At 60.0% G+C, this 16,457-nt stretch carries 16 protein-coding genes; all 16 read right to left on the bottom strand.

Annotated features, from left to right (window positions below):
- Nucleotides 1-2: 2 nt before the first annotated feature.
- The 16 genes from fliR to AB7951_RS29165 all read right to left on the bottom strand — a co-directional run bounded on the left by fliR (nt 3) and on the right by AB7951_RS29165 (nt 16,275).
- Nucleotides 3-749: a flagellar biosynthesis protein FliR gene (gene fliR, locus AB7951_RS29240; RefSeq protein ID WP_120287533.1), complete on the bottom strand. Its 747-nt coding sequence runs from the start codon at nt 747-749 to the stop codon at nt 3-5.
- On the bottom strand, nt 746-2,833 hold the full coding sequence (gene flhA, locus AB7951_RS29235) for a flagellar biosynthesis protein FlhA (protein WP_120287534.1): 2,088 nt from the start codon (nt 2,831-2,833) through the stop codon (nt 746-748). The genes fliR and flhA overlap by 4 nt, the downstream gene beginning before the upstream one ends.
- Nucleotides 2,834-2,908: 75 nt before the next feature.
- Nucleotides 2,909-3,175 carry a flagellar biosynthesis protein FliQ gene (fliQ, locus tag AB7951_RS29230; RefSeq protein ID WP_068729862.1) on the bottom strand — a complete coding sequence of 89 codons (267 nt, stop codon included), beginning with the start codon at nt 3,173-3,175 and terminating at the stop codon, nt 2,909-2,911.
- A gap of 3 nt (nt 3,176-3,178) precedes the next feature.
- Entirely contained in the window at nt 3,179-3,586 is a 408-nt protein-coding gene (gene flgD / locus AB7951_RS29225; RefSeq protein WP_120287535.1) for a flagellar hook assembly protein FlgD, read from the bottom strand.
- A gap of 15 nt (nt 3,587-3,601) precedes the next feature.
- Nucleotides 3,602-4,009, bottom strand: a complete 408-nt coding sequence (gene flbT / locus AB7951_RS29220; protein WP_120288068.1) for a flagellar biosynthesis repressor FlbT — start codon at nt 4,007-4,009, stop codon at nt 3,602-3,604.
- A gap of 8 nt (nt 4,010-4,017) precedes the next feature.
- Nucleotides 4,018-4,365: a flagellar biosynthesis regulator FlaF gene (gene flaF, locus AB7951_RS29215; protein ID WP_068729866.1), complete on the bottom strand. Its 348-nt coding sequence runs from the start codon at nt 4,363-4,365 to the stop codon at nt 4,018-4,020.
- Between the two features lie 40 nt (nt 4,366-4,405).
- A complete protein-coding gene (locus AB7951_RS29210; protein WP_089263446.1) occupies nt 4,406-5,449 on the bottom strand; it encodes a flagellar hook-associated family protein in 1,044 nt (347 codons plus the stop codon).
- A 5-nt stretch (nt 5,450-5,454) separates the two neighbouring features.
- Complete coding sequence (gene flgK, locus AB7951_RS29205) at nt 5,455-6,924, bottom strand: flagellar hook-associated protein FlgK (RefSeq protein ID WP_120287536.1); 1,470 nt, start codon at nt 6,922-6,924, stop codon at nt 5,455-5,457.
- 32 nt (nt 6,925-6,956) lie between these two features.
- Nucleotides 6,957-8,207 carry a flagellar hook protein FlgE gene (locus tag AB7951_RS29200; protein WP_120287537.1) on the bottom strand — a complete coding sequence of 417 codons (1,251 nt, stop codon included), beginning with the start codon at nt 8,205-8,207 and terminating at the stop codon, nt 6,957-6,959.
- A gap of 74 nt (nt 8,208-8,281) precedes the next feature.
- Entirely contained in the window at nt 8,282-8,767 is a 486-nt protein-coding gene (locus AB7951_RS29195; protein WP_093757664.1) for a transglycosylase SLT domain-containing protein, read from the bottom strand.
- 43 nt (nt 8,768-8,810) lie between these two features.
- Complete coding sequence (gene fliK, locus AB7951_RS29190) at nt 8,811-10,040, bottom strand: flagellar hook-length control protein FliK (protein ID WP_120287538.1); 1,230 nt, start codon at nt 10,038-10,040, stop codon at nt 8,811-8,813.
- A complete protein-coding gene (locus AB7951_RS29185; RefSeq protein ID WP_120287539.1) occupies nt 10,037-11,224 on the bottom strand; it encodes a chemotaxis protein in 1,188 nt (395 codons plus the stop codon). Before AB7951_RS29185 ends, fliK begins: the two co-directional genes overlap by 4 nt.
- Nucleotides 11,221-12,555: a MotB family protein gene (locus tag AB7951_RS29180; RefSeq protein ID WP_120287540.1), complete on the bottom strand. Its 1,335-nt coding sequence runs from the start codon at nt 12,553-12,555 to the stop codon at nt 11,221-11,223. The genes AB7951_RS29185 and AB7951_RS29180 overlap by 4 nt, the downstream gene beginning before the upstream one ends.
- Before the next feature lies 1 nt (nt 12,556).
- Entirely contained in the window at nt 12,557-13,252 is a 696-nt protein-coding gene (locus AB7951_RS29175) for a hypothetical protein (RefSeq protein ID WP_120287541.1), read from the bottom strand.
- On the bottom strand, nt 13,249-14,892 hold the full coding sequence (gene fliF / locus AB7951_RS29170; protein WP_120287542.1) for a flagellar basal-body MS-ring/collar protein FliF: 1,644 nt from the start codon (nt 14,890-14,892) through the stop codon (nt 13,249-13,251). Before fliF ends, AB7951_RS29175 begins: the two co-directional genes overlap by 4 nt.
- Before the next feature lie 129 nt (nt 14,893-15,021).
- Nucleotides 15,022-16,275: a flagellin N-terminal helical domain-containing protein gene (locus AB7951_RS29165; protein ID WP_120287543.1), complete on the bottom strand. Its 1,254-nt coding sequence runs from the start codon at nt 16,273-16,275 to the stop codon at nt 15,022-15,024.
- Between the last annotated feature and the right edge of the window lie 182 nt (nt 16,276-16,457).

The following is a 16,457-nucleotide window of genomic DNA, read 5'->3' as shown; positions in this document are numbered from 1 at the left end:
CGTCACCCGGACAGCCAGGATGCGAAAGCGATGCTGAATTGCAGCACCATTTCGCGGCCCGTGAGATAGAGCAGCAGTAGACCGCCAATGAGTACAAATGGAATCGAGATAAAGTAGACGGGAATGCTTGGCGTCAGTTTATTGGCGAGACCGACCGCGAAATTGACGATGACAGCATAGATAACGAAGGGACTGGCGACCCGGAGCGCCAGCGTAAAGGCCATGGAGAGATGATCTACGAGTTGCGTTAGCCCGCCCTCGGCGCTGATCCCGGTTGCCGGCAACCAGATCTGATAGGACCCGACTAGGCCGCGCAACAATTCCCAATGCTGGTCGGTTACAAAGAAGACCACCGTCGCAGTCAGCGTGATCAGCGGCACCAGCGCCGGCACATGCTCGCCATCGTCGGCGACACCAGGGAGGGTCAGACCGATCCCCGACGCGACGAATGTGGCCATCGTTTCCAGCGCAGCGAAGAACATGCGTGCAGTGAGTCCAATGACCAGGCCCACCATCAGCTCGGACATGATCAGGCGGAGGAGATCCGGCGCCGTCGCCGCTTCTACAGCCGGGCGGACCGTGGACTCCAGCAGGGGGGTGAGCATCAAGGTGACGCTGATAGCGAGGAACAACCGGATCTGCGTCGGGATATTGACGCGGGAATAGCCCGGCGCCACCAGCATGCAAGTCCCGATGCGGCAAAAGATCAGGAACGTAGCCAGGATGGAGACGGAGCTGCTTGCGATCAAGATACAGCTCCGAGCGACATCACCTCGGCTCCACGTGCGATCTCGACATGCGACAGCACCGGCAGCGTGGGGAACATGCGCTCGGTGATCATGCGAACATAAGGACGGACGTCAGGCGGCGCGACCAGCACCGCAGTGTCGCCATTGGCAGCCGCCTTGCGGACCGCAACCGACACGTCATCCGCAAATTGCTCGACCAGCCGCGGATCGGCGTCGAATTCCACGATCTCACCCTTGCCGTCGCGCTTGATGCTCTGATGGAAGGCGAGGTCCCAGCGATTGCCGAGGCGGAGCACCTTGAGCACGCCGTTGTCGGCGAAATCGCCGCAGATCTGCTGCGCAATGCGCATCCGTACATGCTCGGCCACATGCTCGGACCGACGCACATGCGGCGCGATCTCGGCAATGGCTTCCAGAATGAGATGTAGATTGCGGATCGAGATACGCTCTGCCAGGAGAAGCTTGAACACCGCCTGCAGTCCTGAATAGGAAATCTGCGATGGCACCATATCCTCAATCAGCCGCTTGTATTCGGGATCGAGCCGTTCGATCAGTGCGCGGGTGTCCTTATAGGTAAGGAGCTGGGCCAGATTATTGCGGACGACCTCGCTGAGGTGCGTGAGCAGCACCGAGATATTGTCCGCGATCTTGAAGCCATCCTGTTTGACTTCGTCGATGAAAGTCTCCGGAACCCACATCGCCTTCATGCCGAAAGCGGGCTCGATCGTCTCGTCGCCCGGAACATCGGGCTTCCGATCACCGTCAAACAACACCAAGGACTCGCCAATGCGCAATTCGTGATGGGCCACGACGGTGCCGTAGATCTTGATACGATATGACTTCGGCCCGATGGAGAGGTCGTCGGTCAGCTTGATCTCGGGAATGACGAAGCCATATTGGGCAGCGAAACGCCGCCGAACCTTGGCGACGCGATGCGCCAATTCCCCATGGGCATTCAGCATCTGGATCGCAAGCTGGCTACCGACGCAGAGCTCGACATCGGAGGTCTTGAGCAATTCCTTGACGGAATCCCTGTTCTCGATCTGCACCTTTTCCTGAACCTGCGCGATGCGCGCCTGTTCCACCTTCGCGCGGGCGGCCTGCTGGCGCGGGAGCGTAAAGCTCATGAAGGCCATGGCGCTGCCAAGCAGCGCGAAGGGCAGGAATGGCAGGCCGGGGAGCAGACCGAGCGCGAACATCATCATCGCGGCAACTGACTGGGCGCGCGGATACTTTCCGAGCTGCTTCAGCACCATCTGCTCGGCAGAGCCGCGGGTACCGCCCTTGGAGACGAGCAGACCGGCCGAGAGCGACACAATCAGTGCGGGGATCTGCGAGACCAGGCCGTCACCGACCGAGAGTTTGGTAAAAACATCAGCGGCGCGTGACAGCTCCATGCCATGATGAGTGACGCCGATGATGATGCCGCCAAAGATGTTGATGGCGGTGATAATCAGGCCGGCAATCGCGTCGCCGCGCACGAATTTCGAGGCACCGTCCATGGCGCCGAAAAACGAACTCTCCTCCTCCAGCTCGTGGCGCCGACGCTGCGCTTCCTTGTCATCGATCAGACCGGCCGACAGGTCGGCGTCGATCGCCATCTGCTTGCCGGGAATGGCGTCAAGCGAAAATCTGGCGCCGACTTCGGCGATACGCGTCGCACCTTTGGTGATCACCACAAAATTCACGGTGACGAGAATTGCGAAGATGATCAGGCCGATGACGAAGTCGCCGCCCATCACGAATTTGGCGAAGCCGGCGACGACGTAGCCCGCGGCGTGCTCTCCCTCACCGCCATGCGACAAGATCACGCGCGTGGTCGCCACGTTCAGCGCCAATCGCAGGATGGTGGCGATCAGCAGCACGGTGGGAAATGCCGAGAAATCAAGCGGCCGCTGAATCCACAGCGACACCATCAGGATCAGCGCGGACAACGCGATCGAGAAGGCCAGACCGAGGTCAATCAGGATTGTCGGAACCGGCAGCACCAGCATCACCAGAATGGTGACGATGCCGAATGCAAAGGCGACGTCCGTACCGGCCCGCCGTTCGGCCGGCAGGGCTGAAATCGTTACGTCGGCCATGGCAATTCTCGCGCGAATATCATGGCCGCACTGTGCAGCGCCGACCTTGCGTGAAGATGGTGGAGACGATGGCGGCTAGAAGCCGCGTTCGATCCGGCCGTAGAGCACTTCGGTGAAGGCGAAAATATGAGCTCCCATGAAGGAGCCGGTGACGGCGACCACGATCAACATCACCACGATCTTGGGGATGAAGGTCAACGTCATTTCCTGCACCTGGGTCAGCGCCTGCAGGAGGGCAATGACGATACCCACGAACATCGCGGCGCCAACCGCCGGGCCGGCAGCAACGATGATGGTCCAGATCGCCTGCTGGGCGATATCGAGGGCGTCGCGCTCGTTCATGGTTCAGCTAATGGTAATGCCGGGCCCGAGCTGGACCTTCGTGCCGTTTTCGAGCGTCGCGACCGCACCGCCCTGGATGATATAGACTTCTTTGATCTTGCCGGTCGTGCTCGTTCCGCTTTCATCCGTGAATGAAGCGGTGCGGCCGATCAGGCCTTCTGCCTGGGTAATCGCGCTGGTCGAAAGCAGCGTGTCGAGCTTTGCATTGGTCTGAACCGCTTGCTCGACCGACGACAGCTGTGCAAGCTGGCTCATATATTCGGTTGAATCGGTCGGATTGGTGGGATCCTGGTTGCGCATCTGCGCGATCAGAAGCTGCAGGAAGCCGTTGTAGTCGATCATGTTGGTCGACGACGTCGACGACGTCGTGCTTGTGGTGGATTTCGCGGTATCTACGCCGTTGACGATCATCTCGCTCTCCCTGGGTTAGGCCACGACCGGCAGCAGCATGTCCGCGCCGCTCAGGATCGCCTGTTCGACTTCGAACAGAGCCCGAATCTTCCGCAACGCCTCGTAATAACGTTTAGCCTCGACGAGCTCCTCGATCGCATCGAGGCCCTGCAACAATTCCTTGTTGTCGGCCGCCGCGTAGATCGCGCAGCGCTGATGTCCAAAGACCGCACGCGCCTGTTCGATATCGCTCGGGCTCATCAACATCAGTTGCACGACGAAATAGAGCTGCCGAAGCGGCGTTGTCGCATCGGCGACCTGCATGACCTGGCTTTCCAGCAGGAAAGTCACGTCGTTGATCAGTTCCAGTGTCACCTTGCGGTCGACCCGCAAAACTGCGCCGTTAATATAGATTTTCTCGCCCGATCGCAGCGATATGCACATTGGCTTCTTCATGCCAGCGAATCCCGGATGACGATATTGATCGCAACGAGATCGCTCACGTCCGACAACTGCCCTTCCCGAAGGCGCTCGGCTTCCTTGATGACCCAGAGACCAATCGAAATCAGCTGCGCTCGCAACTGCTCCGGCAGGCCGTTTCGTGGATTCGACAGATCTTGTATGAAGAAGGTCCAGAGATTACGAATATAGAGTAAGGCATCTGTTTCTTCGGATGAAGCAAGCGCTCCGCTCTGGATTTTCTGAAGTAGTTTAATACCGTGATTGAGCGCTTGTTGTTCCCTGGATCGCGCCTCGCGGCCGCTATCCTCGATTTCCGCGTCGTAACCTGCCAGTGTCATTTCAATCGATAACCTGTTGCTTCATAGATCAGCCCACCTATCAGAGATAATTGAGGATGCTGAGGTTCTGAATTTGCGCGGTCAGCGCATGCGACATCTCCAACTGATTTTTCAGGGAGTTGACCCGGACGGATGCCTCTTCCGGATCGACCACTTCCATCGCGTTGATCTGCTTGTTCACGATGTCGGTCTGCACCTTGAGACGACTGGTTGCATTTGTCGTCTGTTCCTGCGCGGTTCCGAGGCGTGCACCGACACTCGCAAGGTCGGACACCGAACCGCCGACCAGCAGCAGCGCTTTGTCTGTAACGGCCTGGAACGCGCTCTGATTCAGAGTTTCCAGACCAAGCCCGCTGAGCATCGTGTAGGCCATCGCCAGGTTCCGGAATGCCTTGTCATTGGCGCTGGCGGAGGAATCGACGGTTTGTGTCGTAGAGATGCGACTGCGCATGACCTGATCGGATGCCGACGACCAGTTCGTTCCCCAGGCCGGATCGTCGAATTCGGTCGCAAACGCATTGTCGAGGAAATTATTCATGGCGGCGGGGGTGATATTTACGGCAGCCACGTCACCGGGCGGAAAACCAAAAGCGGCAGTAAAGGCCGCATCGATCGCCGTCTTGCTGGCCGAACCGGTCTGATAAGGCGTCATCGGCTGTTGCGCCGTGTTGATGCCGGCGAACAGATACTGTCCGTCCATCGAAACATTGAGCGTCGTGAGAAGCGACTGGAGATTCGACGCTGCCGGCTGGGCGATGATGACGCCACCATTTGCCGAATTGCGCGCCGCCAGCAGATCCTTCTGGAAGGACTGTGCCGTCTCGATCAATTGCGAAACACGCTCCTGCGTGACGTCCAGGCGGGCGCTCACGAGTGCATTGGTATCGACGATTTTCTCCATATCGAGAAGCTCCGCACGCAGGGTCACGTCGCGACCCGTGAGTGCACCAAGACTCCCCCCGACATCAGCGAGCCTTCCTGTCGTCGCCTCCTTGGTGGCCTTTGAGATCGCCACCTGGCTTTTCGACGCGGAGATGCGCAGGGTGGTCGAAATCGAGTTCGATGAAATGAAATTTGTAGCCATATCGATTACCCCACCGCCATCAGAAGTTCTTTCAGCATGTCGTCAATCGTTGAGATCAGCTTCGACGATGCCGAGAAAGTGCGTTCGACCTGCAACATGAAGGTCATCTCATCATCCATGTTGACGCCATTGACGTTCGACAACGCATCGGCGCTGCGCTCCAGGAGCGTCTGGCTATAGGTGGCGTCGTCGCCGACGCTCTTGCGTTGCGATTCCAGCCAACTCACCGAGGAGCCGGCAAAGTCGACGAGGCTGCCGCTAGGCTTGCCGAGCGCGGCCGGATCATAGGTTCGGGATGCCGCCATGCCATCGACGAGGCCTTGAATGCGGGCGAAGAAACCCGCCTCACCGCCGGCATTGTAGACGTAATTAACGCCATTGATCCCACCATCGCGGATCAGGCTCGGATTGCCGCCAAGGGCCTGATCGACCAGGGCCGTCACCTTGATCGTGCCGGCGAGTCCGGTATTGATCACGCCCGTGGTCGGCATTCCGGGTCCACCGGCATAGGTGAAGAGGCCGGTTTGGTCTGGTCCAGCGGCAGCACTCTGATCCTTCTCGGCAAAAATCTCGATCACGGCGCGCGCAACTTCGTCGAGCTGATTCTGATAGGTCACCATCTTGTCGTCGCGAAGCGTCGCGAGACCAGCGAGCTTGCCGGAGCCGATCGGCATGATCGCGTTAGCGCCGGTAACGGGAACGCCATCGATGACCACAGCGTTACCCGTTGTGACGGCCGTGTAGGAATTTGTCGGAGCGAAGGTTACGGAGCGAGCGGTACGCTCGAACAACGTGACCCCGGAATCCGTATAGACAACCATGTCATTGTTTGCGCGGGTGGCAAACGTGATCCCAACCTCCTGGGACAGCTTCGACAGGATACTATCGCGCGTATCAAGGTAGTCGGTGACGTCGGAGCCGGAGATCGTTCCCTTGATGATCGCCGTATTAACCGTCTCGAATTGCGCCAGAAGCTGATTGATATTCCCGACCGACGTCGCCATTTCGGCGTCGGCATCCGCGCGGACAGTCTGCACGGTGTTGGTCGAATCGTTCAGCGATGCGGCAACATTTTTGGCCGCCGTGACGGCAGAATTCGCGAACGTTACGTTATCCGGCGCCGATGCATATTGCTGCAGGGCGCTTTTCAGCTTGGCCAGTTGCGCCGCGGCAGACTGATCGAGCTCGGGGTCGTCGATGGTGACAGCCGCAACCTTCTGCAGACCGTTGTAAAGGGCATCCTGCTGTGCGGTGTTCGATACCGCCTTGACGACATTGTTGAACAGACCGGCGCTGGCGGCCCGCTGAATACCACTGACATAGACACCGCTGCCCGGCTGGGAAACGATCAGAGCATTCTTGCGGGAGTAGCCGTCCTGGTGCAGGCCGGCGACGTTGCGCGAGATGACGGAAGACTGGACGCCCGACGCCATAAGCGACGAGCGGGCCGAATTGAGTGCGACCGTAAGTGACATTGGAGACTCCCGTCAGTGATCCGCGCTGTGTGCTAGCGCTTCAGGTTGACGAGTACGTCGAGCAGGTCAGCGCCGGTCTGGAACACCTTGGAATTCGCGGTGTAGCCACGCTGCGACTCGATCATCGCCGTGAGCTCGTTGGCCAGATCGACGTTGGATGCTTCGAGCGCTTCCGGCTTGATGGTACCGAGACCGCTATTGCCCGCGAAATCGACCTGGATGTTGCCGGAGTTGGTGCTGATCGAATAGACATTCCCGACTTCGGGCGAGAGATTGTCGGGACTCGGTACCGTCGCCAGCGGGATCTTGTAGCTCGCGATTCGCGTGCCGTCGTCGAAGATCGAATACATGGTGCCGTCTGAGCTCACCTCCACACGGTCGAGCGCGCTCGGCGCGTTGCCGTTGGTCGTGGCCTTGAACTGGAACTCGTCCGCGACCTGCGTCATACTCGACATATCGAAAGTGACGGGCGAGCCGCCCGGGATTGTGAAGGCCATCGAGGTCGGGCTCGCGGCAGCGAGGCGGCCCTTGCCGGTGGCGCTGACGTCGAAGGTAAATGTCTGGGTGGTGCCCAGCTGCGACCCGGCTGCATAGGGGAAGCCGCCGCCTGCTGCCGCGCCTGCGCTGTTGTAGATCTGCACATCCCATGTATTGGCGGCTGTCTTGAACATATACATGTCAAGTTTCACCGCATTTCCAATATTATCGTAGGTGATGACCGACGTTTTCGACGTAAAGTTCGGCGGTCCGGCGCTAATCGCAGCATTGGAATCCAGGTTGGCGCTACTGATACCTGCCTGGGTCGTCGGATTTCCCAGCAAGGACTGCTGCGCGATGTTTACGACCTCGAGATTGCCGAGGCCATTGGCAACGACGTTCGGCTGGGCACCATTCTTGATGTTGTAGCCCATCAGATAGTAGCCACCGGTATTGTAGAGATTGCCCTGGCCATCTGGAACGAAAGAGCCAGCGCGCGTGAGGTAAGGCGTGCCACCCGCATCGCTGACGACGAAAAAGCCATTGCCCTGAATCATCATATCGGTCGCAGAAGTCGTGTAATTCGCCGTACCGGGATCAGAGATCGCGTAACGAACCTGCGTCTCGACGCTGCCGGAATTGTAGTTTCCGGTTCCGCTGCGAAGGATAAGGGAGGAGAATTCCGTCGAGGCGCGCTTGTAGCCCGTGGTATTCACGTTGGCGATATTGTCAGCGACCGTCGCCAGTTTGTTCGACTGCGCGTTCATGCCGGAGCCGCCTGTGCGCATCACCCCATACAGACTCATCGATTATCCTCCGTTTCACGTGTGAAGTATTAGAGTTGAAGTTGCTTGCGCGAGGCTGGCGGTTATCCACAGGGTCATCGTGACGCAGTGCGCTCGGCGCAAAAATCTCGGGCCTTGCTCGTCCACGACCCAAATCCGCTCGCGACAAGGCTGCCGATAACACTGCAGATGTAGCGTTTTTGGCCGACAACGTTAGTCGGACCGGCGTTGTAGCGCGCGACAGCCATCGTCCAGTTTCCCTCGCGCTCACGCAAATCTTTCAGAAATCGGGCGGCATAATCGACATTGCGCGCGGGATCGAACATCGCTTCCACACTGGGGAATTTCTCGCCGTGATAGCGGTGATTGATCTGCATGCAGCCGAGATCGACCAGCTTCGCGCCCTTGCTTTTCTCCTCGGCGAAGCGCGCAACGGCGTTGCGCAGATCGGTGGCGAGCACCGTCCGGCCATCGACATTGAGCGCATAGGGATTCAGCACGCCCTTGCGTCCAGTCTCGCTGAGTCCGACAGCAAAGAGCACGCCGAGTGGTACATTATGGCGGCGTGCCGCTCGTGCCATCTCCCGCTCGCACGGGCCTTCGGCCCGCGCATTGGTCGCAACGCTAGATATAAACAGTGCTGCTGCGAACCCGGCTGCTATTCTGATCCTGCTGCCGTTCTGCCGGCCTTGGCGATTGCTCATGATCCTGCCTGTTATGCCGTGTGCCGTTCTGCGAATCGCCGGATGACCGCCCCGAAGAACCACCATCCGCCTGCGATCCGCCCGACGACGGCAGCGAAGAGCGCTGATCGGACGGCATCTGTTGTTGCTGCTGCTGCTGACCGTTGTTCAGATTTGAGTCGGGGGAGCGGGTATGGTCGATCGCTGTGATATCGAACGAGTACCCAGCCGACTGCATGGCGTCGGTGAGCGCACCGCGCTCCTGTCGCAGCATCTGCGTGGTCTCGTAGCGATCCGCAGTGAGATGAATCTCCACGGAATCGCCGGCAAGCCGCATCTTCACGGTGACAGAACCGAGATTGGGCGGATCGAGTTCGAGCGTCATCATGCGCACCGGCCGGCTATCCGCGGCCTTGTTCGTTTCGAGCCCCGGCGCGTCGGCCACGCGAGCCCTTTCAGGTGATGCGACGGTCGCCAGATCAGTCGCCATTCGATCGACGATCTTCTGCAGCGTCGTGACCTGTTGCACGGGTTCGAAATGCGTCTCTTGTTCACGGACAACCGCCTTCGCAACCGGAAGCGGCTTGGTATCCGTCGTCTCAACCGCCAACGTAAACCGTTGCGTGGCAGCCGCATCGGCGTCAGGCACGTCGGCCGTTGCGACGTGAACGGGCGTCGTGGGATCGCGCGGAGCATCATCTGCCTTCACGTCCGGTACCGAAATGCGAGACGTCGATTTGTCGTCGCTTGGTAAAGGCGAATGCGCGTGATCGAATTTGGCCATTACCGCGCTGAGCGCGGGATCCGGTCCGTGCCAGGGTGCAGATTTTGTCGCGCTCTCCTCGCCCCTCGTGGCCTTTGAATCGTCATCATCGGATTGGTCGTCACTGACGTTTGGTTTTTGCGCGACCTCACCCGTCAATTCCGCAAGAACGGATGCCGCGTCGAGCACCGGCTTTGCGTCAACGATTTTCGCGTCATCGGCTGCCTTGGCGACATGCGGCGTGACTGTTTTGGACTCCTTTGAGATCAGGCGGAGCTGCTCGCGAAAGTGATCGGCCTTCTCCTTGCCGTCCTTGGCATGGGCACCGCCGTTCAATCCGCCTTTCGTCCCAGCCTTTCCGGCCGCTGTCTGGCGAAGCGCTGCCATCAGGAGATCGGCATTGTTCATCGGGTTTTCTCCTTTAATTGTTCCTGCGACGCATCGAGCAGCTTTTGCGCGCGGTCGACGGCGGCGAGAGAGCGGCTGAAATCAATGCGCGGCCGCATGGCCGTCTTCACTTCGCTGCTTCCGTCGCTCTTGGCCTTTGCCTCTGGCAGTGCCTTTCGAACATTCAGTCCAATGGCAAGCGCCGCGGTTTGCAGTTCGACGTCACGTTCGGACAGTTTTGCCTTGTCGATCTGCTCAAGCTCGGCGATTGCCGTACTGTGTGCCGATGTGGCGACGCGTGCCGCGGCGCGATACAGGCGCGCGCGGACGCGCTCGACGCTATCGTCATCGGACAATGCAAATACACGGTCGGCGGCAAGCACGGTCATTTCAGTCTTGCCGCGAACCAATGCCGTTCTTGCAATCAGAAGATAGAGTGCCCGCTGGCTCGCCCGATCGAGATGATCGAGCACGGCGACAAGACGAGGGAAACGATCGGGGCGCTGTACGAAGCTGAAGCGTGCCACAGAGAGCGCAAAGCGCTGACGGAAATTGCCCGCATAAATGGAATGCCGATATCGGCGAAAGTAGCGCACCGCGAGGGCTTCGAACTTGTCGAAGTCGTCGTCCTGTCCGACGATGAAAATCTCCCGACGCAGTGCCGCTTCCTCGACCAACGTGCCCGGCATCATCAGCCGCACCTCGTCAAGCAATGCGATCGCGACCTTCAGGTCGTCCTGTGCAACCAGTGCCGATTGCACCAGCGCGATCTCGGCACCGAGTGCCGCAGGCAGGCTACGTGGCTTGATATTGGCGAGCTTCGACTTCGCTTCGTCCGTGCGCCCTTCGACATAAGCGATGGCGCCATCGACAATAGCCTCGTCAATATTCAGCACGTTGCGGGAGCGGAGGCTCGCAACCACTTGCGGCGACCCACCACTCAAGAGGAAGGTGACAGCTGCGCGCGAATTGCGTGGTTCCTTCCAGACGGTAGCATCGGCTTTCAGAAAATTCTCACCCAGGCGCTTCAGCAGGGCGGGTTGGGAATTGTGAGCGTCGAGATCGCCGCGCGCGATCTGATCTTGCAGCATCTGCAATGAACGAACCATCTGATACGGCTCGCGCATTTGTTCGTCGGCCGGCTGCGCATGTGCGCTGCCAAGACAGGCTAGAAGCGTTGCTGCAATTATCCTGGCGCTGGTCATAGCACGGGAGCACGGATCAGAAGCTCGATCCGCCGGTTCTGCGCGGCAAGCGGGTCGTTCTGAATTTTCGGCCGGCGGTCCGCATAGCCCTCGATGCGCTCGACCCGCGCAGCGTCGAGGCCGCCGCGCACCAGCATGTGATATGCCATATGCGCACGCGCGGTCGAAAGCCGCCAATTGTCATATTCCGACGTCCGATAGACGCGGCTATCGGTGTGACCGCGCACGATGACCTGGCCGCGGTTCTGCGCGATCATCGGCGTGATCTTGTCGAGCGCACGAACGAGACCGGGCGTGGGTTCGGCCGAGCCGTTGGCAAACATTCCGTAATTCACGTCGTCCGTCAGATTGATCAGGAGTCCCTCGGGAGTCTCCCTCACTTCGGCAACCGGACGCGCCGGTCCAATGGTGGCCAATGCCGCCGAGATTGCGGCCTGGAGCTTGGCGGCGTCCATCGGTTGGGCTTTTTCTGCCTGGGCGGGCGCCTTGTCAGGCTGCGCCTGGGATTTGTCAGCCGGCGCCGCTGTCTTGTCTGCCTGCGCCGGTTGCGGGCGACCCGTTGCCGGATTGGACTTGTCGCCATCGTCAGCAAACAACCCGGCGGGCTTCGGTGCCTCCTGCTTGTCGGATTTCGCGGGAGTTGAATTCGATCCGGACATCTCCTGCCCTGGGGTACCGGTGGCATCAGGTTTGGCGTCGAGCGGGCGCTGCTCCTGGCCCTCGCTTGCTACAGCAACATCTTCGCCGAATGGTAGGCTGCCGGCGTCCTTACGTCCCGACAGCTTCTTCTCGAGCGACGAGATCGACGCCATCGGCCAGTTGATCGGGTCGAACGGATCACGATAGGCCTCTCCGCCCTTCAGCCCTTCTTTGCGATTTGGATCGAGCGCCGCGCTGGTCTGCCCCGGACGCGGCGGACCGCCGGCAATCTCCGACAGCACCGCATAAGGATCGCGAAACAACGTCGCCTCGCCATAGCGTGGCTGCGGGGGCTGCGGACGCGCGAGCGAATCCGTCGGCTGACCTGGCTCCGGATGCGGCCACTTGCTCTCGCCTTCCACGGCCTTGCCGGGGTCAACCCGCCGGGCATCGTTGATGCCTTTACGATCCGGTGTCGAGTCCGTCAGCTTGATTGGATTGAAATAGGTGGCCACGCTTTCGCGCGTTTCCTGATTGGTGGCATTGATCAGCCACATCACCAGGAAGAATGCCATCATCGCCGTCATGAAGTCGGCGTAAGCGATTTTCCAGACACTGTTCTTCGTCTCGCCGCTCTCGAGCGAACTGCGACGGCGGATGATCACTATTTCTGGCGGAAGCGGATCGGCCATCTCAGCTCTGGACCGCCATCTTCAGTCGTTCGGTCCAGACCTTGAGCTGAGTCTCGAGCACGATCTGATCAACGACAATCGACGCTTCCGCCTCGGGGCCGGCACGCAATTCCGATGCGATTGCGCGGACGCCGAGCTTGCTGCGGATCAGTTCGAGCAACTCCGATGGGCCTGTGATGCGCAGGACCGGGCGGCGGCTATCGGTTGTAATCGACGACAGATGCTCGATGAATGACGTAACTGCCTGTTTCTGCACGGCGTTACTGATGAGTGGCTCGAGGAGCCGAGCGGCTACGCCGGCGATTCTTCCCTGCAACTGGTCGCCCATTTCGGCGATATCACCCGCGAGCTTCGCCGCCGTCTCGTTGAGCAATTGCTGCCGTTCTTCGGCGGCCTGCGCCGCAAGAGCCTCCTTTTCCTGCTCCATGCGCCGTTCGAACTCGGCAAGTGCACTCGCATAGCCTTCGGCGCGACCGCGCTCATAGCCATCATCCTCCTGCACGAGAGGCGGCTTTGGTTGCATCTGCGGCTGCGGTTGAAACGACGGTTGCTGCTTTGCCTTCTGCAGAAGCGGCTGATGTTGCGGCTGCACGCTGGAGTGATGCAGATGGTCGAACGGAACGACGCGGCTGCGTGTTTTCGGCGGCTCCGGTCGATCGAAATCGGCGATCAGACGTGCGACTTGCTCTGCGCTCATACCGCTTCCTCTTGTCTGATCCATTGTTTCAGAATCGCTGCCGCCTGCTTCTCATCAAGCTGGATGATCTGTTCCAGCCGCTTCTGTGGCGTATTCTGCATACTGCTCGAGACATCCTGGATAAGATTGGGCGGAGCCTCGCCTCCTGACAGAGCCGCGGCCGCCATCGTGCTGCCGCCACTGAGCAGCGCATTCGTCTCCGCCTGGAACTGCGTTGTCTCGTCCGTCTTCGCGCTGGCCAGGATCGTATTGATCGCGGGGCGCAGACCGAACCAGATCAGCATGCCGGCCACGGCTAGAATGGTGATGGCACTTACGAGACTGCCCGCTTGGCGCATCATCACCTCTGTGAAGGTGATCGACGGCACCGGCGCGAGATCGCGCGCACCTTCCATGAATTCGACCGCCGAAACCTGAATCTGGTCGCCGCGCGGGCGATCGATGCCAGCTGCGGTCGCAGCAATCTGCGAAATCTCCGCGACCTTGGCTTCGATCGCAGCATCGCTCACCTTGTCGCCAAGGCTCGCAATGAGACGCGGCCGGTTGACCAGAACGGCAAGGAACATCTTGTTCACCACGAAACCATCGCTCGTGGTCGTCACCGTCTTCGACGAAACTTCGTAATTGGTGATGTCTTCGCGGCGCTGCTTCTCGTCATTCTGATTCTTGGCGCCGGTCGCATTGACCTGCTGATCTGGCAGGTTCTGCTGAACGGTTGTCGGTTGCTGCCGATCGAGACTCTGCGACGTTTCCTTCTCTCGCACAGCGCGTACGGAGCGCTGCACCCGCGAATCCGGATCGTAGACCGTCTCATTGGTCTGTTTCTTGTCGGTCGACAGCTGGGTCGCAACGCTGACCTCGAAGTTATCGAGCCCCAGATAGGGCGTCAGTGCCCGGCTGACATTCTCCTGGATCGAGCGGCTCACAACCTTCTGCAAGTTCGCCATCGTGGTCGGCGTTGCCCCGACGCTGCCGCTGCCGTCATCATCCGAGAGCAGCGACCCGTCGCTGTCGAGCACGGTGACCTTGTCCGCGGTCATCCCCGGCACGGCCGCAGCCACGAGATGGCGCACCGAACGTGCCGTGCGTGCATCCGCCGGACCATCCGTTCGCAATACGACCGAAGCCGACGGCGGCGACTGCTCACGCCGGAACGAGCCGCGCGCAGGCATCACGATATGGACGCGGGCTGCCTTGACGCCTTTGAGAACCTGGATTGTCCGCGCAATCTCGCCCTCGAGCGCACGCACGCGCGTGATTTCCTGCATGAACGACGTCAGGCCGAGCGAGCCAATCTTGTCGAACAGCTCATAACCGCCGCCGGTGGTGCTGGGCAGGCCCTTGTCGGCCAGCAGCGTACGCGCCTGCGCGGTCTGTCCGGGACGAACGTAGACGGTATCGCCTGCCGTATTCAGATCGAAAGCGATATTCGCGTCGCGCAGCACCGAGCTGACACGCGTCACGTCCTCGCGGCTAAGACCCGAATAGAGAACATTGTATTCCGGTCGGCTTATGTAGTATGCGCCGCCGCCAACGCCGCCGAATACAGCGAGGCCAACCACCGCGAGCAGAATGAGACGCTTCGTACCCAGCTCAAGCAGATTGTTCCAGAGCTTCTGCGCGTGCTCGCGATTGACCATAAATACCCCTGCCCACTTCCGAATCGATCATCGATTGTGAAGCTTGTCCGAGGGTTACGGAGAGCCTGAAAGCGAAATGGCCGCGACCTTGATTGGTCGCGGCCATTCCTGTTCACGATGCGAGAGCGATTAGCCGCGGAACAGCGACAGGATGCTCTGGCTGCCGGCGTTGGCGATCGACAGCGCCTGGATGCCCAGCTGCTGCTGCGTCTGCAAGGCCTGGAGGCGGGTCGATTCGGCGTTCATGTCTGCGTCGACGAGCTGGCCGATACCGCGATCGAGCGAGTCAGTCAGGGTCTTCACGAAGTTCTGCTGCAGGCCGATGCGGTTCTTGATGGCGCCGAGGTTGGTGGCGGAGTCAGTGATCTTGGCCAGTGCCTTGTCGGTACCCGAGATGTAGGTCTCGAGCTTGGCGAGGTCCGCCGCGTTGTCGGTGAGCTTCGAGATGTCCATCGACGAAACACTGAAGGTTTCCCAGGCAGTGCCGGTATAGGCGTCCATGGTGCCGTCGAGAACGCCCTTCTTGGAGTCGAGGGGCGCGGCAAGCGCGGTCAGTGTGACAGCGGCGCCGTAGCCGGCAACGCTGGCATCGATCACAACGTTGGCGTCGTTGCGGCTCTTGAATGCGAGCTGCGTGCCATTGCCCGCGATACCGACCGTCAGACCTTCGATACCGAGCGAGTTGATCGCCGCGGCAACATCATTGATCGACGAACCCTTGGCGATCGAGACGTTGATCGCCGCAGCGGCACCGACGGTCACCGTGATGTTGCCGCCGACGTCGGTGGCAGCAGCATAGGCCGTGCTGGTACCCGTCGGGAACGTCTGGGCAATATAGGCCGTGTCAACATTCGCGTCGTAGAGCTTGATCGCATTGAGGTCGACCGAGAGCGTGTCAATCTGGACGGCGCCGCCGGCGCGGGAGAACGACGACACGACGCTCTTGGTCGCGTTGTAGCTGGCGCTGCTCGAATCACCCGAGATCCAGTTCTCACCGTTGAAAACCGCGCTGTCGGCGGTGTTCTTCAGCTGCTTCTGCAGTTCGGTGATTTCGCTCTGGATCTTCGCGCGGTCAACGCCCGGTGTACGGGCAGCAACCAGCTTGGCCTTGATCGACGACACGACGTCAACCGTGGCGCTCAGGCCGGTATACATGGTGTCGATGGTCGCAGCGCCGAGACCGAGAGCGTCCTGCACGGCGCCCAGAGCCTGAACGTCCGACCGCATCGTGGTGGCGATCGACCAGTAAGCGGCATTGTCCGAAGCGGTCGACACGCGATAGCCGGTCGAGATGCGGTTCATCGTGGTGGAGAGGTTGGCATCGACCGAGCGCAGGGTCTGCAGCGCGGTCATGGCCTGGGAGTTGGTCATCAAGCTAGACATCGTATGTCCCTTTAATTTGATTGATTTGCTGGGGACATACCGGACTTTCACCGGTACGAGAGGGCGGCATCATGCCTTTGGGATGTCGATATCTGATCGACCCAACCTGTCGTGAATTGCAAGCTAGCCGCCAAACCTTACCCAAAGCTGAAGGAAGCGGCGGCTCGTATAGTTAACAGCGA

It is taken from the genome of Tardiphaga sp. 285_C5_N1_2 (assembly GCF_052076065.1).
In the GTDB taxonomy this organism is placed as follows: Bacteria; Pseudomonadota; Alphaproteobacteria; order Rhizobiales; family Xanthobacteraceae; genus Tardiphaga; species Tardiphaga robiniae.
This window is presented reverse-complemented; position numbering and strand designations above follow the sequence as displayed.